The organism is Devosia subaequoris (assembly GCF_014197055.1).
Lineage (GTDB): Bacteria > Pseudomonadota > Alphaproteobacteria > Rhizobiales > Devosiaceae > Devosia > Devosia subaequoris.
The window spans coordinates 268,883-289,338 of sequence record NZ_JACIEW010000002.1 but is presented as its reverse complement, the minus strand read 5'-3'; the positions used below and the strand labels follow the sequence as shown (position 1 = coordinate 289,338).

General features: G+C 61.1%; 20 protein-coding genes and 1 other RNA gene. 16 read left to right on the top strand and 5 right to left on the bottom strand.

Translation table 11 applies throughout. The features are described 5' to 3' along the window. The first annotated feature begins 15 nt into the window (after positions 1–15). Entirely contained in the window at positions 16–2,196 is a 2,181-nt protein-coding gene (locus GGR20_RS06035) for an esterase-like activity of phytase family protein (protein WP_183310341.1), read from the top strand. A 136-nt stretch (positions 2,197–2,332) separates the two neighbouring features. After that, a complete protein-coding gene (locus GGR20_RS06030; protein WP_183310340.1) occupies positions 2,333–5,974 on the top strand; it encodes an AsmA family protein in 3,642 nt (1,213 codons plus the stop codon). On the opposite strand, the gene GGR20_RS06025 is transcribed toward GGR20_RS06030, so the two are convergent. From GGR20_RS06025 to ssrA, 3 genes are all read right to left on the bottom strand, one after another. Next, positions 5,940–6,179, bottom strand: a complete 240-nt coding sequence (locus GGR20_RS06025; protein WP_183310339.1) for a ribbon-helix-helix domain-containing protein — start codon at positions 6,177–6,179, stop codon at positions 5,940–5,942. The genes GGR20_RS06030 and GGR20_RS06025 overlap by 35 nt on opposite strands. Positions 6,180–6,193: 14 nt before the next feature. Continuing rightward, positions 6,194–6,682, bottom strand: a complete 489-nt coding sequence (locus GGR20_RS06020; protein ID WP_183310338.1) for an SspB family protein — start codon at positions 6,680–6,682, stop codon at positions 6,194–6,196. A gap of 113 nt (positions 6,683–6,795) precedes the next feature. Further along, positions 6,796–7,155: a transfer-messenger RNA gene (gene ssrA, locus GGR20_RS06015) on the bottom strand. A gap of 66 nt (positions 7,156–7,221) precedes the next feature. Here ssrA and GGR20_RS06010 point away from each other — a divergent pair. From GGR20_RS06010 to hflC, 10 genes are all read left to right on the top strand, one after another. Then, on the top strand, positions 7,222–7,770 hold the full coding sequence (locus tag GGR20_RS06010) for a thermonuclease family protein (RefSeq protein WP_246349456.1): 549 nt from the start codon (positions 7,222–7,224) through the stop codon (positions 7,768–7,770). Next, on the top strand, positions 7,740–8,378 hold the full coding sequence (locus GGR20_RS06005) for a YkgJ family cysteine cluster protein (protein WP_183310337.1): 639 nt from the start codon (positions 7,740–7,742) through the stop codon (positions 8,376–8,378). The genes GGR20_RS06010 and GGR20_RS06005 overlap by 31 nt, the downstream gene beginning before the upstream one ends. A 91-nt stretch (positions 8,379–8,469) precedes the next feature. Continuing rightward, entirely contained in the window at positions 8,470–9,264 is a 795-nt protein-coding gene (locus tag GGR20_RS06000; protein WP_183310336.1) for a thymidylate synthase, read from the top strand. After that, positions 9,261–9,587 carry a nucleoside triphosphate pyrophosphohydrolase family protein gene (locus GGR20_RS05995; protein WP_183310335.1) on the top strand — a complete coding sequence of 109 codons (327 nt, stop codon included), beginning with the start codon at positions 9,261–9,263 and terminating at the stop codon, positions 9,585–9,587. The genes GGR20_RS06000 and GGR20_RS05995 overlap by 4 nt, the downstream gene beginning before the upstream one ends. 59 nt (positions 9,588–9,646) lie before the next feature. Continuing rightward, a complete protein-coding gene (locus GGR20_RS05990) occupies positions 9,647–10,654 on the top strand; it encodes a DUF4424 domain-containing protein (protein ID WP_183310334.1) in 1,008 nt (335 codons plus the stop codon). A 98-nt stretch (positions 10,655–10,752) separates the two neighbouring features. Beyond that, on the top strand, positions 10,753–11,235 hold the full coding sequence (locus tag GGR20_RS05985; protein ID WP_210283099.1) for a GNAT family N-acetyltransferase: 483 nt from the start codon (positions 10,753–10,755) through the stop codon (positions 11,233–11,235). 427 nt (positions 11,236–11,662) lie between these two features. Next, positions 11,663–12,880: a PRC-barrel domain-containing protein gene (locus GGR20_RS05980; protein ID WP_183310333.1), complete on the top strand. Its 1,218-nt coding sequence runs from the start codon at positions 11,663–11,665 to the stop codon at positions 12,878–12,880. A gap of 152 nt (positions 12,881–13,032) precedes the next feature. Beyond that, positions 13,033–13,554, top strand: a complete 522-nt coding sequence (locus GGR20_RS05975; protein WP_183310332.1) for a dihydrofolate reductase — start codon at positions 13,033–13,035, stop codon at positions 13,552–13,554. Between the two features lie 63 nt (positions 13,555–13,617). Further along, positions 13,618–14,718 carry an FtsH protease activity modulator HflK gene (hflK, locus tag GGR20_RS05970; RefSeq protein ID WP_183310331.1) on the top strand — a complete coding sequence of 367 codons (1,101 nt, stop codon included), beginning with the start codon at positions 13,618–13,620 and terminating at the stop codon, positions 14,716–14,718. 3 nt (positions 14,719–14,721) lie between these two features. Beyond that, complete coding sequence (hflC, locus tag GGR20_RS05965; protein ID WP_183310330.1) at positions 14,722–15,810, top strand: protease modulator HflC; 1,089 nt, start codon at positions 14,722–14,724, stop codon at positions 15,808–15,810. 69 nt (positions 15,811–15,879) lie between these two features. Here the strand turns inward: hflC and serB are convergent, their stop codons facing one another. Continuing rightward, the gene (gene serB / locus GGR20_RS05960) at positions 15,880–16,752 is read right to left on the bottom strand and encodes a phosphoserine phosphatase SerB (RefSeq protein ID WP_183310329.1); all 873 of its coding nucleotides are present in this window, start codon (positions 16,750–16,752) and stop codon (positions 15,880–15,882) included. Between the two features lie 27 nt (positions 16,753–16,779). On the opposite strand from serB, the gene miaA reads away from it, so the two are divergent. Further along, entirely contained in the window at positions 16,780–17,673 is an 894-nt protein-coding gene (gene miaA, locus GGR20_RS05955) for a tRNA (adenosine(37)-N6)-dimethylallyltransferase MiaA (RefSeq protein ID WP_183310328.1), read from the top strand. On the opposite strand, the gene GGR20_RS05950 is transcribed toward miaA, so the two are convergent. After that, on the bottom strand, positions 17,670–19,085 hold the full coding sequence (locus tag GGR20_RS05950) for an MATE family efflux transporter (protein ID WP_183310327.1): 1,416 nt from the start codon (positions 19,083–19,085) through the stop codon (positions 17,670–17,672). The genes miaA and GGR20_RS05950 overlap by 4 nt on opposite strands. 80 nt (positions 19,086–19,165) lie before the next feature. Here GGR20_RS05950 and GGR20_RS05945 point away from each other — a divergent pair, with 80 nt between their 5' ends. The 3 genes from GGR20_RS05945 (at position 19,166) to GGR20_RS05935 (ending at position 20,415) form a co-directional block, all read left to right on the top strand. Then, positions 19,166–19,525: a DUF423 domain-containing protein gene (locus GGR20_RS05945; protein ID WP_183310326.1), complete on the top strand. Its 360-nt coding sequence runs from the start codon at positions 19,166–19,168 to the stop codon at positions 19,523–19,525. Positions 19,526–19,605: 80 nt separating this feature from the next. Further along, positions 19,606–19,881 carry a YMGG-like glycine zipper-containing protein gene (locus GGR20_RS05940; protein WP_183310325.1) on the top strand — a complete coding sequence of 92 codons (276 nt, stop codon included), beginning with the start codon at positions 19,606–19,608 and terminating at the stop codon, positions 19,879–19,881. A 318-nt stretch (positions 19,882–20,199) separates the two neighbouring features. After that, complete coding sequence (locus tag GGR20_RS05935; protein WP_046104661.1) at positions 20,200–20,415, top strand: cold-shock protein; 216 nt, start codon at positions 20,200–20,202, stop codon at positions 20,413–20,415. Positions 20,416–20,456: the final 41 nt, after the last annotated feature.

Here is a 20,456-nt window from a genome sequence, read left to right as displayed (position 1 = left end):
CGGGGGACCCAAACCATGATTGCTCAAAAGCGCCTCGCTGCCTTAAGCGCAGCTCTGCTCCTTTCCACGGCCGGCGTGCAGGCCGCCCAATATTTCAATCGCATTGCCAGCTTTCCGGTCGCGCTGAACGCGCCCGAGGCCGAAGAAACCTCTTCGGAAATCATCACCGTTTCGGATGACGGCATGACGCTGATCTATTCCGACAGCCCCGCAGGTGGCATCGGCTTTATCGATATCGCTGATGCCAAAATGCCCAAGGCCGCCGGCTTTCTGGCGCTGGATGGCGAACCGACGACCGTGGTTGTCGATGGCGGGAAGATCTTCGTCGGCGTCAACACGTCGGAGAGCTACACCGAGCCTTCGGGCAATCTGGCGACCATCGATATGGCCAGCCAAAGTGTAGAGGCCTCGTGCGAGTTGGGCGGCCAGCCGGATTCGGTGGCGCGCAATGCCGATGGTTCGCTGATCGTCGTCGCCATCGAGAATGAGCGTGACGAAGATCTCAATGACGGCGAGCTTCCACAGTTGCCGGCTGGGGCGCTGGCGCTGGTCAATGTGACGGATGGCACAGTCGATTGCGATAGCCTCAAGATTGTTGACCTGACCGGGCTGGCCGAAGTGGCCGGTGACGATCCGGAACCCGAATATGTGTCGATCAACAGCCTCAACGAGGTTGTGGTGTCGCTGCAGGAAAACAATCACTTCGTGATCGTTGACGGCAATTCGGGTGAAGTGACCGCGCATTTTTCCGCGGGTTCGGTCAATCTCGAGAACATCGACACCGAGGATAATGGTTCGCTCGACTTCACCGGCGCACAGGCTGAACGCCCGCGCGAGCCTGATGCGGTGAAGTGGATCGACGACGAGCGCTTTGTGGTGGCCAATGAAGGCGACTATAATGGCGGTTCGCGCAGCTTCTCGATCTTCAACAAGGCCGGTGAGGTGCTGTTCGACAGCGGCGCATCGCTCGATCATCTGGCTGCGCAGTACGGCCATTATCCCGATGGGCGTTCGGACGCCAAGGGCGTCGAGCCGGAAGGCGTGGACGTGGCCAAGTTCGGCGACGACACCTATCTGATGATTGGTCTTGAGCGTGCCTCGCTGGTTGCCATCTACAAAGATACCGGCGCAGAGCCCGAGTTCGTTCAGGCCATTCCATCGGGTGTTGGTCCGGAAGGTGCCGTTGCCATTCCGGCTCGTAACCTGCTGATTACGGCCAATGAAACCGATCTGGGAGCCGATGGCGCCGCTCGCTCGCATGTGATGGTGTATGAACTGGCCGAAGCAGATGCACCGGTCTACCCGCACATCATGTCGGACCTCGATGCGGCTGGCCGTCCACTGGGCTGGGTTGCCTTGTCAGGCCTCGTCGCCGATGCCGAAAGGGCGGGCATGCTCTATGGTGTTTCGGACAGCTTCCTGGGGGCACAGCCTTCGATCTATACGATCGATGCGACTGCCCAGCCGGCCCGTATCACCGCCAAGACCGTGGTGACCCGTAATGGCCATCCGGCTCAGAAGCTTGACCTGGAGGGTATCACCCTCGACGGCGAAGGTGGCTTCTGGCTGGCTTCGGAAGGCCGCACCGACCGTCTGATCCCGCATGCTCTGTATCGCGTCGATGCGTCGGGGGAGATCGCAGAGGAAGTGCCGTTCCCGGCTGAATTGCTGGGCGAAGAAATCCGCTTTGGTTCGGAAGGCGTCACCATGATTGGTGAAGGCGACGACGCAACGCTCTGGATCGCCATTCAGCGCGAGTGGCAAAACGACGCCAAAGGCACGGTCAAGCTCGTCTCCTACAATATCGCCAGCGGCGACTGGGGTGCGGTGAACTATCCGCTCGAAGCACCTGCCGAAGGGGCCTGGGTCGGCCTTTCGGAAATCACCGCGCATGGCGACCTGGTCTACATTGTGGAACGGGACAACCAGATCGGCTCCAAGGCCAAGCTCAAATCGCTCTACAGCGTGCCGGTTGCCGAACTGGTGCCGGGCGAACTGGGCGGCGAATTGCCGACCGTCACCAAGACGCTGGTCCGTGACTTTATTCCCGACCTCACCTCAACCGGTGGCTATGTGCTGGATAAGGTCGAAGGCTTTGCCATTGATGCCAATGGCGAAGGCTTTGTGGTCACCGACAATGACGGCGTGGACGACAGCTCCGGTGAGACGATGTTCTGGTCCATCGGCTCTCTCTAAGCATTCTGCCAGACGTTAACGGCGGCCGGGCAAGTGCCCGGCCGTTTTCGTTTGCTTAAAAAGGGTTCAGGCGACTTGCTTGTGCGCGGCAAGTGCCTACACTCACGCCAGTTTCAGCCGGGGCAGAACAGGCACAGTGCTTAATCGCATCTATATCGTGGTCGGCCTCTTTGCCATTGTGGTGCTGGCCGGCGCTTTCCTTGCGCCGCGCTTCATCCAATGGGGCGATTATCGCGACCGCATGGAAGTGCTGGCGACCAATGTTCTGGGCGCCGAGGTTTCGATTCGTGGCGATATTTCGTTTTCGCTGCTACCCAGCCCGCGCCTGGCCTTTTCCGATGTGATCGTTGGCGACGCCGAAGCCCCGGCCGCAACGGTTGGTGCCGTCGAGGCCGAGTTCGTGCTGATGGATTTTCTGCGCGACATCTACAACGTCACCGCGCTTACTCTCGAAAGTCCGGTCGTGCACCTGACCGTGGATGAGAACGGGCTGTTTGGCAGCGGCGTGGATCTGAGCGGGGCGGGCAGTGGTGTTGCGCTCGAGCATGCGCGCATCTCCAATGGGAGCATCCGGCTGGAAGATCTGCGCTCGGCCGAGACCTTTGTCGCGCAGCGCATCGATGGCGACTTGCGGCTCTCGAGTTTTGTCGGGCCATTCCAGTTTCAGGGGCGGGCCGATTATGACGACGCGCGCTATGAGGTCCGTTTCAATTCCGGTGCTGCAGATGCCCAGGGCAATGCGCGCGTATCGAGCTTTGTTCGCGAGGCAGGGGGTGCATTCTCCGTAACATTGGAGGGGATACTGTCGGCGAGCGCCGCGCCTCGATTCGAGGGAAGCCTTGCCTATCGGCAGGCACCGCCCGAAGCTGAGCGGGCCGACGATATTCGCGGCGATCTGGTGCTGGAAAGCGCGGTTACAGTGTCGACAGACCGCGTGGTGCTCTCGGGCTATACGCTGCAACTCGATGAAAACCGGACGGGCATGCGGCTGACCGGAGCGGCCAGCGTGCAATTGGGGCTGCGGCGCAGTTTCGACGCCGTGGTCTCAGGCGGGGTGTTTTCCCTGCCGCCGCGCGATGCCACCGAGGTGGCCAGCGAACTGCCCTATGAATTTGTGCGCATGTTATCCGAATTGCCTGCGCCGCCTATTCCGCCCATGCCTGGTCGACTGGGTGTAGATCTGGCGGAAATTGGTCTGCGCGGTTTTTCCGTGCGCGAGTTGCGCATCGATGCCACCAGCGATGGCACCGATTGGACCATTGAACAGGCGGTTGGCCGATTGCCGGGCGAAACGGAACTGCGTTTTTCCGGCGTTGCATCCAATGACAATGGCGTGGTGGGCCTGCAGGGCGATGTAAGCATTGTGGCTGCCCGGCTGGAGGCGCTGTCGCAATTGTGGAAGCGGCCGAGCGAGGACAGCCCGCTGTTCAACACACCGGGGAGCCTTGAGGGGCAGCTAATGCTGGCGGGCGATGCGTTCGGGCTCAGCCACGGCCGGTTGGTTGTCGACGGCAAGAGCCACGACCTAGAATTGCGGTTGGGTTTTGGCGATGAGCCGCGGCTTGATACGGTATTGGAACTGGCCAGCTTGAATGAACGCGAGACTGCGGCCTTGCTTGCGCTGTTCCCCGAAGTGGTCGGTGACGCCAATTTCTCGATCAGTTTCCCAGATGGCAGCTTTTCCATCACGGCCGAAAAGGCCGATGTCATGGGCCTGATTGCCTCCGACCTTGTAGCCGAAGCGCAATGGTCGCCTGAGGCGGTGCGTTTCTCGCGGCTTTCGAGCTCGGACTGGGGCGGCCTTATGCTGAGCGCGGCGCTGCGCCTGTCGGGGAGTTTGAGCGATCCCCATGTCACGGGATCGGGGCAATTGGGAGTGACCGACAGCGATGCGCCGGGGCTGCTGGCGCTTTATGAAATGGCCGGTGTTCCGTTTGGTTGGCAGGAGGGTCTTGCAGGTACCTGGCCGGCGGATCTGCAGTTTCTGCTTGCCGATGCGGAGCAAGGCGAAGAAGGCGCGGGTCAGGTGTTGACGCTGAGCGGCGATCTGGCGGCGGCGGCTATCGATCTGCGCGCTGAAATGAGCGGCGGCCTGTCGGGTCTGTCCACGGGAGAACTGCGGCTGGCGGCCTCGCTGGAGAGCGAGGATGGCGAGGCGACACTTGGCCGTCTCGGTCTGGCCGACATCCCGCTGTTTTCGGGAGACGGAGCGCTGGTCGGGAGCCTGTTTATTGAGGGCAGTGGTCCGGACGGCTTTGATGGGCGCGTGTCGCTGAATCAGGGCGGTGAGACCTTGAGCTACTTCGGGGGTCTGCGCGTGGCGCAGAGCGGCGAGATCAGCGGTGATGGCACGCTTGATGTATTGCTCGATGACGCAAGCGGATTGGCCAGCCTTGTCGGTGCGCGGGGCGCCAGCCTGCCCGAAGTGGAGGCCAGCGCGGCGATGTCGTTTGAAGGCGTGCGGCGGCTGACCCTGGACAATATTGCCGGAGCGAGCGGGGATGCCGGATTTGACGGCTATCTGGAAATGCAGCGACTGGGTCAGTTGCTGAGCTTTAGCGGGCAGCTCAATACCGATAGCCTGGAGCTTGCCGGACTGGCTGCTGCCCTGTTCGGACGCGATGCGTTGATCGGAGATGCGTCGGCGATGTGGCCCGAGGGGCCTTTGGCGGCCAATATTGCGCCGCGCCCGACGCGTGGGGAAATCGCGGTATCCATCGGAGCCATGACCCACAACGGGCTGGACCTGTTGGGTGAAACCAATTTCACTTTTGTGTGGAGCCCGGAGGCGGTGTCGATCAGCCGGCTCGTGGGCGCAATCGGCGATGGCACGCTGCGCCTGTCCATCGAGCAATGCTGCGCCGGTTCGCTATCTGCACGAACGGTGTCCGGCCAAGTCACATTGGATGGCGCGGTGCTGGATAGCCTGATGCCTGTAGCTGTCGACTGGGGCCTTTCAGGCGAGCTGTTTGCCGGACTGCAGTTTGAAGGCACGGGCGAGAGCCTGGGCGAGACGGTACGCAGCATGACCGGAGAAGGCAATTTCGCGTTTGCCGATTTCGTCGCGCAGGGCCTGGCGCCATCGGTCTTCCCGGCCCTTGCGGGCCTGGAGAACGTGCTGGATATGGAGGCCGATACTCTTGAGACCCTGATCGGTATTGCCCTCTCACAAGGGGATTTCAGGGCCGAGGAAGCGCGGGGCGCATTTACCATTGCCGGGGGCACGGTGCGCGTGGCCAATCTGATCATCGAAGGGGTTGGCGGGCGGTTGGCGGGCAGTCTTAATCTCGCGCTCGATACGCTTGGGCTGGACGGTAATTATGTGCTGACACCGCGCGACTACAGCGATCCGGAGGGACTGGTGGAGGTTGACACGGCAAGGATTATTGCGCGGGTGAGCGGGACGCTGTTGGCGCCGGTAATCCGCGTCGATCTCAGCGAGATGGTGGCGGCAATCCAGGTCCGGGCCAATGAGCTGGAAGTCGAGCGGCTCGAAACCTTGCGTCTCGAGGACGAGGCGCGGCAGCGCGCAGCGGCCCAGGAACGCAACAGGCTGATCGAGGAACAGCGTCGGCGCGCAGCCGAGGAAGCCGCGCGGCAGGCTGCGGAGGAAGAAGCGCAGCGGCTCGAGGAAGAGCAGTTGCTGCAGGAGCAACTGTCTGAGGAGGCCGGAGAAGAACCGATTACGGGACCGCTCAATCTCGGCTTTCAGCCCGGGGTGAACCAGCCCATTGGTAATGGCGTTAATCAGCCGATTCCGCGTTCTCCAGATCAGTAGGGGGGCGGTCCCGGTACCAGGCCAGAACGGCCAACCGCACTGCGGACGACAGGTTTGTGGTCCGGCGGTTCTCGTCGATATCGCGCACCAGGCCGGCAAGGCTCAGCTGGCGGGTTGACGCCATGTCCTCAAGGCCGTGCCAGAATTCCGGCTCGAGCGCGATGGAAGTGCGGTGGCCGGCGATGGAGAAGGATCGCTTTTCCATGCCTCTACCCGTTGTCAGGGTTTTTTGCGGAAGGCGTCGAGGCTGACCACTTTTTCGCCGCTGCCTTCCTCGGATGCAGCCTCGCCAGATGCCGCCTCGGTTGCAGCGTCGGCATTGGCTTCGTCCGCCTCACGTTCATCGGGGACGGTGGCAGGATCGAATTGCAGGGCGAACTGCACGGAGGGGTCAAAAAAGCTTTTGATTGCGGCGAAAGGAATATGCAGCATTTCGGGCTGGCCGTTGAAGCTCAAGCCGACCTCGAAAGCGCTTTCTGTGACCTTGAGGTCCCAATACTGGTTCTGCAGCACGATGGTCATTTCCTTGTCGTACTGCTTGAGCAATTCCTCGCTAATGCGGGTGCCCGGCGCGCGCGTGGCAAAGGAAATGAAGAAATGATGCTCGCCGGGCAGGCCGGTCCGCGACACCTCGGCCAATACCTTGCGCACGACGCCGCGCAGGGCTTCCTGGGCGAGAATGTCGTATCGCATGTGGTCTTCGGCCATAGTGCCCTAATCTCCTCTTGAGTTCGGATCGAATCCCGAACGGCCCATATCAGCCCTACGTTCCCATGAAATTCAAGAACAAAGGCGGCAGGAACTGCAAGCAAATGGAAATGAGTGCAGGCTTCTGTTGCCAGGTGCCTGCGAACCCCGCCTGACGCCCGGCTAGGGGCGGAGGACTTAAATTCCCAGTGCTAGCACCGCTTACGCGGCGAGAGCGACCGGAGCCTTATTGTTGTCATTAGCAACTATAAGTTTCGGACCGATAACGGTGGTACCTCACCGAGCAAAAGCACACTCTTTACGCCCTCGTCGATCCTGTTTCGTCCCCATTGGCTCCTCCCCGCTAGGAGGGGAGATGGTGGAGACGCCGGGTACTGCCCCCGGGTCCGATGGGTTTATTACAATGACAGTTTATTGCCATAGCCCTTGCGGGCCCTCCCTATATAGGTGAGGGCCCAGACGGATGCAAATCCGGATGAACCGATTCAGCTCTGTTTAACAACTCGTGATCATGCTGGCCGCCCGCCAGAGGGAAACGCATGAACACGACGAGACAGGGACTGACCCGCAACGGCGGACGCAGGCGGCGCAACAGGTTGCTGGATACTTTGCCGCTCCTGCCGCTGGCCCTTATTGCCGTCGGTGTGGGCGGGGGCGTTACCACCATGCTGGATGGTTTCGGCCTTAGTGACTGGTTGCTCGGCGCGCGCCAGGGTGCGGCACTGGCAGTAAGTCAGCTCTATTCTGGGCAATTCGGGATTTGTTCGGGTTCTGTGCGCGTCACCTGTGTGGTGGATGGCGACACGTTCTGGCTCGAAGGTACCAAAATCCGCATTGCCGACATCAATACCCCTGAAGTGAGTTCGCCGCAGTGTTCGCATGAGGCCGCGCTTGGCCGGCGGGCGACTGAGCGCCTGAGGGAATTGCTGAGTGCCGCGCCCTTCGCACTTGTGCGGGACGGCAGGGACGAGGACCGATATGGCCGTAAGCTGCGCGTGGCGATGCGTGATGGACATTCCCTCGGCGCCCAATTGGTCGCCGAGGGACTGGCGCACGAATGGGAAGGCTATCGTCGCAGCTGGTGCTGACCGCCTTTGACATGCAAACCGCCATGCGCTCTGCTGAGCGCGAGGAGAACATCACCATGTCGATGGAGCCGTTGAGCGGCAGGGATTGCAACGGCTGCACGGCCTGCTGTTCCTTCCCGCCAATCCACAGCGAAACATTGCAGAAGCCAGCCAATACGATGTGCCTGCATTGTGCCGAGGGGCAAGGGTGCACCGTCTATGCGCAGCGGCCCAGCGTATGCAGGGGCTTCTTCTGCGGCTGGTTCTTTCTCGAAGAACTGGGGCCGGAATGGCACCCCAATCAGAGCGGAGTGGTGATCCGTTCCGAGAGCTTCGACAATGACACGGTCACGCTGCTCGTTTTGGAATTGAGCGCCTTCCTTGTGTCCGAAGAATTTGCCGGCATGGTCGGCGGCTGGGTGGCAGAAGGATTTGGCGTCGAGTTCGAGCGGCTTGGACCGCCGGGACACCTGCCGGCCAAGATGCGCATGAACGAATTGCTCGAAGAGGCCGTTGCCAAGCGCGATCTGCGGGAGATGCAGACTATATTTGCCTGGTCCCTGGCGCATATCGATAAGTCCCATCAGTGGGAGCTCGATGAGACGGTGCTGCGCAGCGCGCTGGGCTGATTTAGACGTCGCTTGCTGGGTTGTGGATAGGCAATAGCAGTGATGGCTCGAGTAGCGGTGAAACGCACCCGAATCGCGCTAGATATGCATCATGCAGCCCTATCTTCAGCTTCTTTCCGACATTCTCGAAAACGGCACCGACAAATCGGACCGGACCGGCACCGGTACACGGAGCCTGTTTGGCTACCAGATGCGGTTTGACCTGTCGAAGGGCTTTCCGCTGGTCACGACCAAGAAGCTGCATCTCAAATCCATCATCTATGAGTTGCTCTGGTTCATCCGTGGCGAAACCAATGTGCGCTGGTTGCAGGAACGCGGCGTTTCCATTTGGGACGAGTGGGCCGACGAGAATGGTGATCTGGGCCCCGTCTATGGGTCACAATGGCGGAGCTGGCCAGCGCCGGATGGGCGCAAGATCGACCAGTTGCAAGCTGTCGTGGATCAAATCCGCAGCAAGCCCGATAGCCGCCGGCATATCGTGTCCGCCTGGAACCCTGCGGAGGTCGACAATATGGCGTTGCCGCCATGTCACGCGCTCTTCCAGTTCTATGTTGCCAACGGCAAATTGAGCTGCCAGCTCTATCAGCGATCGGCCGACAGCTTTCTGGGCGTTCCGTTCAACATCGCGTCCTATGCACTCTTGACCCATATGGTAGCGCAGGTGTGCGACCTCGAGGTCGGGGACTTCGTGCATACGCTGGGGGACGCGCATCTTTACAGCAATCATTTCGATCAGGCGCGTTTGCAGCTCTCGCGTGAACCGCGACCCTTGCCTAAGCTGGTGATGAACGCCGAACGCAAACGGCTGGAAGATTTCGTCTTCGAGGATTTTGCCTTTGAAGGCTACGATCCGCATCCACGCATTGCGGCACCAATTGCGGTATGAGTCGGTCGCTGGCCGAGCTTAGCGCGCTGGTGTCGGAAGTGTCCGATATCTACGCCTCGCGCAATGACATTTCCCGCGACGACGACTGGTATCTGCTCAAAATGCAGGAAGAACTGGGTGAACTGGTCGCCGAATATCTGCGCGGGACCGGTCGCGGGCGGATGAAGGGGGCGGATGCCGTCGCTGTGCGGGAGGCCTTGGAGGATGAGGCCGCAGATGTGCTCGCCATGCTGCTGCTGTTTGCGCGCAACAGTGACATCGACCTCGATGCAGCGCTCGAGCGGAAGTGGTTCAAATATCTTGGTCACTCTCCAGCGGTTTAACCGTTTCCGGCCGGACGTGGCATGCTAGTGATGCTGGCGTCGAGGATAGGGAGGCCAAGATGAGGGCTTGTGCTGCAACTCTGCTGGTGCTGATGACCGGGCCGGTTTTCGGCAATGACACGGCTGCTGTTCTGACCACCGGGGGGCTGGAATTCGTTTCGCATGGCGAAATCGCCATGGAGAGCGAGGAGTTGTTTATCTCGCGCGAAGAGATCCGTGTCGTCTATCGGTTCCGCAATGACAGCGACGAAGACCATCAATTGCTGGTGGCCTTTCCCATGCCCGATATCGTCCCGGACCACTACTCTCCAGTGGCCTTCCCGATGGGGCCGTCGGACAATTTGTTCGAATTTAGGACCCTGTTCGATGGGGAGCCAGTTGAGGCAAAGCTGCATGAGTATGCTTACGCCGCCGGCGTCGACAGGACGAAATTTCTGCAAAAGCTGGATATTCCTCTCGTATCGATCAGCCAGGAAGCTATCGATGCGATCAAGGAATTAGACGCCGAAACAATCGACGATTTTCTGCATCTGGGATTGGCCGCGCCGGATGGATTTGACGCGGGGTCGGGGTGGGAAACCCATTCTTGGCCCAACTGGATCTATCGTGCGACCTACACCTGGGAGGCGACATTTCCGGCGGGCGAAACAGTTATCGTCGAGCATCGGTATACACCCAGTGTTGGCGGCACGACTGGCGTGGCGTTTCTGTCCGAACCCTATGACGACGGATATGACCCAGCGGCGGAATATCGCCGGAAATATTGCACGGACGAAAGCTTCATCGCTGCGGTGCGCAAGACGCTGCCTGATCCGGACGAGCCCTGGGGCGCCCCGTTCACCGAGAGCTGGATTTCCTACATCCTGACGACCGGCGGCAATTGGGCCGGTGGCGGTATCGAGAATTTCCGGCTCGTCATCGACAAGGGCAGCACCGACAATCTGGTGTCATTCTGCGGTGAAGGCGTGACCAAGATCGGGCCCACGACCTTCGAGATGGTCAAGCAGAACTTCTGGCCGCAGGAAGAGCTGAACATTCTGATCCTGGAGCGCTACGAGGCGCAATAGCGCCAGCACTGTACAGGCAGGATAGTGTCCGCTTCCGCGGATGTCGCCGATATCGTGACAAATGGAGATTTCTCCTTAGCGGGGAAGATATCAAGACCTTGACCAAGCTTACTATCCGCCCAGCCGTGCCAGCCGACGCCGGCCAGATCATTGCCTTTATCCGCGCGCTGGCTGTCTACGAGAAGCTCGAAGACGAGGTGCAGGCCAGCGAGGCCGACATCGCGCGCGATCTGTTCGGAGCCGAACCCAAGGTTTTCTGCGCGATAGCGGAGTGGGAGGGCAAACCAGTCGGCTTTGCGCTCTGGTTCTATACCTATTCGACCTTTCAGGGTCGGCATGGCATTTGGCTCGAAGACCTCTATGTCGATCCGGCGTTGCGCGGGCAGGGGATTGGCAAGGCCCTGCTGGTCCATCTGGCGCAGCGCTGCGTAAGGGAAGAACTGGGACGGTTCGAGTGGTGGGTGCTCGACTGGAACGAACCTTCGATTGCATTCTACAAGAGGCAGGGGGGCGAGATGCAGGACGAGTGGACCAAGGTGCGCATCGATGGCGAGGCGCTATTGAAACTGGGGACGAGCTAGGCGGTCGCCGGTCTCAGATCCGACAGAACTCTGCCTTCGCCATATCTGCCCGTCGGGCATATACCCGGATCACATCCAGATTGAGTGCGACCATCGGATGTCACAATTCCGGTTCGCAGTGATTTGCCGGGAACTCATCTTGGCTGCACCCGTTGGACGAGCAGCCTGAGGGCAACGCAAGCTTTGCCTCAGCGCAACGCACGGTCGCGCATATGAAGACCCGCGTCATCAATGGCGCTTGTTGCTTCGCGACTGCGACACGACAGAGCAGGATTCTCAACCGTATCCGGGTTGCAAAATGACCACCCGGCTGCCGGCGTCCAGCGCGCCGATTATTCCGCTCATTCAAAATCCGGAGCCTCCTCACGTCGGTTCCGAATAGAGAAAGGGAACGTGGAAGATGACCAGAAACTTCAAAAGAACAATAATGGCCACCGCCATCGGTGCAACGATGCTTACGCCGGTTGCTATGGCGCAGGCTCCGGCCGATCCCGCACAAGGGGACCAGCACTGCCAGGCGCTGACTGACCTGACGCGCGACCAGGGTGACAATCTGCGGCCCGAATGGATCGAGCAGAGCCGTAGCGCTGTTCAGGCTGGCGATGAAGAGCGCTGCCTGACCTATGTCGACCAGGCCAACAGGGCGTTGGGGTCGAATGGGCAGGAGGTCGACAGGGACGCTGCCGCTCAAATCGTTGTGACCCAGCCCGATCCCGAGGTCGATGTGCAGCAGCGCGCCCCGCTGGTCTCGGTAACGCAGCGTGAACCGCAGGTCCGGGTCAATCAGGGCCAGCCGGAGATCATCGTTCGCCAGGCGGCGCCAAACGTGCGCGTTCAGGTCCCGCAGCCGGTGATCACCATTGACATGCCGCAGCCCGAAATCATCGTTCGCATGCCAGATCCGGACGTGGCGGTGACTAATCCCGAACCGCAGATCGAGGTTCGTCAGCAGCCGCCGGAGGTCAGCGTCAATCAGCCAGAACCTCAGGTCTCGGTCCAGGCAGAGCAGGCAACGCAAGGCGACGGCGAAGGCGCCGAAGTCGACCTTCAGCGCCAGGATGCGCAGGTTGAGGTTCAGAGCTCCGGCGAGGCACAGATCGATGTGCAGCGTCAGGATCCTAGCATCCAGTATGAAGCCGCCGAGCCCAATATTGAGGTTCAGCAGGAAGGCGAGCCCGAGATTCGCTTCAACCAGACCGGCGAACCTCAGATCCGCTTCGAACAGGGGCAGGTTTCCGGCGAGGATGCGTCCGAACGCGATAATGCTGCTACTGCCAACGCCCAGGCTGACAGAGATCGGGTAAACCAGCTATTGCGCGAAGATCAGCAGATGGAAGCTGGTCGTGCACTGGAATACAATGTCGCGGACCTTGAGGGCCGGGACCTGCGCAATGCTCGCGGAATCGAGCTTGGCACGGTAGACCGCGTCATCCTCCTAGGAAATCGGCACTATCTGGTGCTGGCCGAAGGCACTTTCCTGGGCTTCGGTGAGCGAGAGGTCTCCATCCCGCTCGAGACGGTTTCCGTTATTGACGGCCGGCTCGTCATGCGGGGCATGACCCAGCAGGATATCGACGCGATGCCGAATATTGACAGCCAGAATGCAGAGCCCGTCGACGGGCGGGTACAGATCGGCACCCCGTAAACACCGACATGTGCTTCAATCATCAGGCCGACCCCACTGGGGCCGGCCTTTTTGTTTTGCGCTGGACAGCGATTGGCGCTTTGCCCATAGGGGCACGACGCCTATAGCATTTCGGCCTTACCTTCTCGCGCCGAACGCGCTAATCCTCCTCTATGTCCAAAATCTCCCTTATCGCCGCGGTGGCGCGCAACAATGTGATTGGTGCGGACCAGTCCATTCCCTGGCGCATCCCATCGGATTTCGCCTGGTTCAAGCAGACCACAATGGGCAAGCCCATGGTCATGGGCCGCAAGCAGTTCGAGACCTTTGCCAAGCCATTGCCCGGGCGTCCGCATATTGTGGTGACGCGGCAGCATGATTATCGGCCCGATGGCGTGCTGGTGCGCCACAGCCTGCAGGAAGCCTTGGCCGCTGCGCGGCGGCTGGCCGAGGCGAGCGAGCAGGATGAAATCATGGTGATTGGCGGCGGCGACATATACGCGCAGGCGTTGCCGCTCGCCGACCGGCTCTATATCAGCCATGTCGACCTTGAGCCGGATGGAGATGTGCATTTTCCGCCGATTGACCCGGCCGAATGGCGGGTGGTCGATGAGCCGGGCATGCCGCGATCCGAGCGCGATGCGGCCACCTACACGATACGGGTTTACCAACGCATTCATGGGAGCGCGCATTGATCGTGCGGGCGCCTTGCCTATATATGGCAGCAATGATTTCTCGAAGACACCGAAAGGAATGCGATGCCTTGGGAGAATAATGGTGGCGGAGGCGGCCGCAATAATGGCGGACCGTGGGGCCAGGCGCCAGGGGGAGGCGGGGGCGGTCCACGCCGTCCGAGCAACAATACTCCCAATCTCGAAGACATTCTGAACCGCGGACGCGCTCAGTTTGGCGGCGGATTGCCGGGTGGTCGCTGGCTATTGGTCGGTGCTGTGCTGGTATTGGGCGCTTTCTGGCTGCTCAACTCGGTCTATACCGTTGAAGAAGCCGAAGTCGGCGTCGAATTCCGTCTGGGTGCGCCCAAGCAGGAATTGTCCACTGCGGGTCTGCATTTCCACCTCTGGCCCATCGAAACGGTCGAGAAGGTCAACACCTCTCAGAACCAGACTTCCATCGGTACGGCGACTGGCTCAGGTTCGCGCGCCAATGCCGATGACGGGTTGATGCTTTCTGGCGACCAGAACATCGTTGATGTGCGCTTTGCCGTGCTTTGGTCGGTGGGCAATCCAGTCGACTATGTGATCAATGTCCGCGATCCGGAAGAGATGGTGCGCAACGCTGCGGAAAGCGCGATGCGCGAAATCGTCGGCCGCCGTCCGGCACAGGATATTTTCCGCGACGACCGCGCCGGGATCGCCATTGAGGTGCAGCAGATCACCCAGGACATTCTCGACTCCTATGGCATGGGTGTTTCGGTGCAGCAGATCTCGATCGAGAACGCCGCTCCGCCAGCCGAAGTGGCCGACGCGTTTAACGAAGTGCAGCGCGCCGAGCAGGATGAGGATCGTCTGCAGGAAGAAGCCCGCTCCTACGCAAACACCCTTCTGGGTGACGCCCGCGGTCAGGCCGCAGCGCTGCGCGAAGAAGCTGCTGCTTACTCCAACCGTGTGGTGCAGGAAGCAACCGGTGAGGCCGAGCGCTTCAACGCGGTGTATGCCGAATATGTCAATGCACCCGAAGTGACCCGCAAGCGTCTGTTCCTGGAAACCATGGAACAGGTGCTAAGCTCCTCGGAGAAGGTTCTGGTCGAGAATGGTGCCGGTGGTTCAGGCGTTGTGCCGTACTTGCCGTTGCCTGAATTGCGCTCCCGCGCCAACACAAACACCGGTTCGGGGGAGTAAGCCATGAGCAATCGTCTCTTCATCATTGGCGGCGTCCTGGTGGCGGCCCTTTATGTGCTGTTCTCCTCGATCTATGTGGTCAACGAGCGTGAACAGGCTATCGTGCTGCGTTTCGGTCAGATCACTGATGTCCGCACCGAGCCGGGTCTGTACTTCAAGATCCCGACCGACATCGTCGATAGCGTACAGATCATCGAAGATCGTCTGCTGCGTCAGGATATCGCCGACATGACCGTGCAGGTCTCGGGCGGTGCCTTCTACGAGGTGGACGCTTTCCTGACCTACAAGATCGTTGATCCGGTGCTGTTCCGTCAGCGGGCGCTGGGTCAATTGTCTGTCGCGCAGGATCGTATCGCCACGCGTTTCGACGCTGCCTTGCGCCAGGTCTATGGTCTGCGTGAGTTCAACGCCGCTCTCTCCGAGCAACGCCCGCAGATGATGACTGAAGCGCGCGATCTGATCCGGCCGGAAATGGCTGCACTGGGTATCGAGATCGTTGATGTGCGTATTCTGCGTACTGATCTGGCGGATGAAGTCTCAGAGCGGACCTATGAGCGCATGCGTGCTGAACGTCTGGCCGAGGCCGCGCTGCTGCGGGCCCGTGGTCAGGAGCAGGCACAGAGCCTGCGCGCCATTGCCGAACGTCAGGCCGTGGAAATCGTCGCCGCAGCGACACGCGATGCCGAAATCATCCGTGGTACGGGTGATGCCGATCGGAACCGTATCTTCGCCTCGGCCTACGGGCAGGACGCGGAATTCTTCGAGTTCTATCGCTCGATGGAATCCTATCGGACCGCGCTGGGGAATACCGGCACCACCATGGTCCTCTCGCCTGATAGCGCCTTCTTCCGCTACTTTGGTTCGGACGGCGAAATCCCGGCGGCCAGCACAAGCTTTGCAACGCCGCTGCCGCAGCAATCGGCGCCTCAGACCCCCAGCACCAGCTCGGATGAGCCGGCACTGGATGGCCTGGGCATCGAAGAAACCGTGGCGCCGACCATGACGCTGGACGATGGTTCGGAACTGCAGCCCACAGTGGGCACCGAGGCCCCGCCTCCGGCCGAAGAGACGGCGCCGGCATCCAGCCAGTAAGTCTTATGGCAGACAGATTAAAGGCCCGCGCAGGAAACTGCGCGGGCCTTTGTTATTGAAGTTATCAAGCTAGCGGACGAATTCGTCGTCGTAATAGCCTTGCAGGTAGAGCAGGGCGGTGAGGTCGCCATGGTCGATGCGGATGCCGGCCGCTTCGGCAACCGCTGGCTTGGCGTGCAGGGCCACGCCAAAACCGGCCACCCCGATCATGTCGAGGTCGTTGGCGCCATCTCCCACCGCCAAAGTGCGGGCCAGGTCAAGATTGCGTTCACCGGCCAGTGTCAGCAGTCGCTCACGCTTGGTGTTCTTGTCGACAATGGGCTTGGCCACCGTTCCCGTCAGGCGGTCGCCATCGAATTCGAGCACATTGGCAATGGCTTCATCAAAGCCGATGCGCTTGGCGTAGTAGTCGGCAAAGAAGGTGAAGCCGCCCGAGACCAGTGAGGTATAGGCGCCATACGCCTTCATGGTCTGGACCAGGGCGCGGCCACCGGGAGCAAGGGTGATGGCCTCGCGGCGCACTTCCTCGATCACCTTGCGCTCCAACCCCTTGAGCAGCGCAACGCGGGTGTCCAGCGCCTGGGCAAAGTCGAGTTCGCCGCGCATGGCGCGGTCGGTGATTTCGGCAACCTGCGGCTTGAGATCGAGGGCGGCGGCTAGCTCGTCGATGCATTCCTGCTCGATCATGGTGGAATCCATGTCGGCGACGAGGAGAAGCTTGCGGCGGCCATCAGTGGGCACCAAATTGGCATCCACGGACTTGGTGCCGATGATGTCACGGGCGATCCGTAACGCATCTGGAGCATTGGGCTCGAGAATGTCGCAGGCCACGCCGTGGTTTAGCCAGTTGAGTTCTCCGCCGGTTTGGGCCACCACAGCCTGCGCCAGCGGTGCGCTCAACTCGGGGTCAGCGGGATTGGCGATGAGAGAAAGAACCGGCATGGCGGGCAAAACTTTCGGGAGAGTTCGGTGACGAGCCAAAGGCGCGCTGTGCTGATAGCGGGTCCGACTGCCAGCGGCAAGTCGGCGCTGGCGCTGGGACGTGCACGCGCCGGCGGCGGCGTCATCATCAATGCCGATGCCATGCAGGTATATGACACGCTGCGGATTGTGACGGCCCGCCCAAGCGTCGCAGATGAGGCCGAGGCCGAACACCGACTCTATGGCGTGGTGCCGGCTGCCGAGCGGTTTTCGACGGGGCAATGGGTGCGGGCGACGCAGGCAATCCTGAATGAGGTCGATCCCGCGCGCGAGCTGATTTTCGTCGGTGGAACAGGGCTTTACTTTGAGGCGCTGACAAATGGATTCGCCGACGTTCCGGAAATTTCCTCCGCGCTGACGTTTGAAGTTCAGCAAGAGATTCAAGCGCTGGACGAGCCAGAACGGATGGCGTTGCTGGCGATGGAGGACCCGGTGACGGCCCAGCGCCTAAAGGTAGCCGATCCGCAGCGGGTGACGCGGGCCATAGCGGTGAAACGTGCCACGGGGCGGGCATTGTCGAGTTTTCAGGACGATCAGCGGCCGGGGCTGCTGGAGGGCTGGTTGGTCGAGCGCTTTGTGCTATCCCCGGACCGCGATGTGCTGCGCGGACGCATTGCGCGGCGCTTTGAGACCATGTTCGCCAGCGGGGCTGTGGAGGAGGTGAAGGCGCTGCGGGCGCTGAATCTCGACCCAAGCCTGCCGGTGATGAAGGCCATAGGCGTGCGCGAGATTTCCGACTGGCTCGACGGGGTGCACAGCCAGGGCGAAGCGATCACCTTGGCCACCATCGCCACGCACCAATATGCGAAGCGGCAGCGCACCTGGTTCCGCAACCGCATGGGCGACTGGCCTCGTTTGGGTCTCGAGGGCAAGGCTCTCTAGGCGTCGATGTTGCGAAGCAGGCCCAGGCGCTCGCGGAGCGCGAAACGGCCAACCAGCAGCACGGCGACGAAGGCGAGGCCGGCGGCAAGGCCGAGCCAGATGCCCACGCCGCGCATATCGAGCACATATCCCAACAGCCAGGCCACGGGCAGGCCAACCAGCCAATAGCCGAAAATAGCCATCACCATGGGTACCTTGGTGTCGCTCAGTCCGCGCAGCGCATGGGCGGCAACCACCTGGGCGCCGTCGACGATCTGAAACAGACCGGCGATGGCGAGATATGTGGCAGCGAACATCAATGCGTTCTGGTTCTGCGGCAGGCTGGGGTCGAGGAACAGGGAGACGATGACCGGGCCGAACAGGATAAAGGCGAGGGCAGAGACCGCCATGAAGCCCGTGCCGAGCATGAAGCTGGTCCAACCGGCTTTGCGGATTCCTTCCTGGTCCTTGCGGCCACAGGCGACGCCAACGCGCACGGTGGCGGCGATGCCCAGCCCGAGCGGGACCATAAAGGCCAGCGAGGCGCATTGCAGCGCTACGGCGTGAGCGGCCAATTCATCGGTGCCCAGCCGGCCCATCAGAATGGCGGCAGCGGCGAACAGGCCAACTTCGGCCAGCACAGTCAGGCCGATCGGCGTGCCGATGCGGAAAATTTCGCGGAAGCGAGGCCAATCGGGTTTCCAGAAGCGGATGAGAATGTTGAAGCGCTTGAAGCGACGATGGCGCAGCACATAGGTCAGCATGGCGCCGAGCATGAACAGGTTGGTCAGGACCGTTGCAATGGCTGCGCCACGCAGTTCCAGTCGTGGCAGGCCGAAATTGCCGAACATCAGCAGGTAGTTGGTGATGGCGTTGACGATGACGCCGCCCAGGGTGATGACGAGAATGATACGCGTGGAATCGAAGGTGGAGAGAAAGGAACGCAGGACGATGACACCCATGGCGGGCACCAGCATCAATACCGCGATCTGGATATATTCTTCGGCCCTTGCGGCCAGAACCGGGTCCTGCCCGAGCCAGCCATAGACGGTGCGAATTTGCAAGAGGATCGGGGTGAGCAACAGGGCCAGGGCGATGGCGGCCCAGAAGCCCTGGCGGACGACACGGCGAATGGCCTTGATATCGCGGCGACCGCGCGCCTGGGCCGTCAATGGCGCCACGGCACCAACCGCGCCAACGCCGAACAGGAACAGGGGCATGAGGAAGCTGCTGGCCAAGGTGCCTGCGGCAAGCGCTTCCGGCCCCAGCCAACCCATCATCAGGACATCGGTGGCCTGCAGGGCGTTCTGGGCCACCTGGGCAATGACCAAAGGCCAGGCCAGAGCGAAGGTGGCGCGCAACTCAGCGCTCCAGCCGGTTCCGGCCTTGGGGCTTTGCGGCGTTGCACGGGCCGCCGCGACGTTGTCGCTCATTGTCATGTCTCTCACTCGCAGTTCATGCTGTAGTCCAATCCGGTCCGGCGCGAAAGCGGGACCGATGCCGGGAGCATGAGATGCCCAGACTGGTGCCGAGACATTTCCTGGTTCTTGCTGGCCTGATGGGTGCAATCGGTGTTGCTGCCGCTGCTGCCGCATCACATGGCGAGAGCCGGAATCTGAGCGCCCTGGCGACGATGTTTCTGTCTCATGCGCCGGTGCTGGTGGCGGTCGGATTGTTCGGGCAGGGGCGATTGCTCCTTGGGGCCGGGTTGGTGTTGGCCGGTGGCACGCTGCTGTTTGGCGGCGACCTGACAATGCGCGCTTTGTTGGGGCAGGGACTGTTCGGCGGAGCCGCACCGCTGGGCGGCGGCCTGATGATGCTGGGCTGGCTGGGATTGTCCCTGGCCGGGCTAGGGCGCAAGGGACGGTATTGAATTAATAAAGTTTAAAACCCAGCCGGAACCATTCACGGAGCCGTGCATTCCTTCGTCCGAGTGTTTCGTTGGAGGAATTAATGCACAAGATCCTGATCATCGTCGCAACCGTCTTGTCCCTGGCCGCCTGTACGACCACCCAGCAGGGTGCGACCGTGGGTGCCATTGGCGGTGGCATTGTTGGTGCGACCGCAACTGGCGGCAATGTTGTCGGTACGGCGGTTGGTGCCGGTATCGGTGCCGTTGCTGGTGCGGCTGCTGGCGAGTTGCTTGGTTACTACGGAACCAGCCGCGACCGCTGCGTTTACGAGCGCCCGAACGGCACCCGCTACATCGACACCTGCCCGCGCGGCTAACGCGCGGCTTCTCAAGCCGCAGCGCCCCCTGCGGTCAAGCGCCCCCAAGCGCCAGACACCCGGTTGGCCCCCCGACCGGGTGTTCTTGTGATCAAGCGCGGTTTGTCTATTGAACGCTCTGGGTGGCCTTGAAAATGTCACAGCAAACAGAGATAATTAGTGCATACGTGCCACTTGTCTTGCGCTATCTGAACGACCGGCTTGCCGGAAACTTGGCTACCTCCTGATCTCGTGAACCGTAAGTCCGGAAAAGTTGCACACTCCCGGACAAACCCTTCCGCCGCACGTTGCGGCACAACAGACCTAGAGGACCAAGACATGGCCGCCATCACCGGGACCGTGAAATTCTTCAACACTACCAAGGGCTATGGTTTCATCTCGCCCGACAACGGGGAGAAGGACGCATTCGTCCACATTTCCGCCGTTCAGCGCTCGGGCCTGCAGGGCCTTTATGAAGGTGACAAGGTGAGCTTCGAGCTGCAGACTGGTCGCGACGGCAAGGTTTCGGCAACCGACCTCACCCTGCTCAGCTAAGCGCCAGACGCAGCTCGGGATTTCACCGGTTTTTCAAGGAA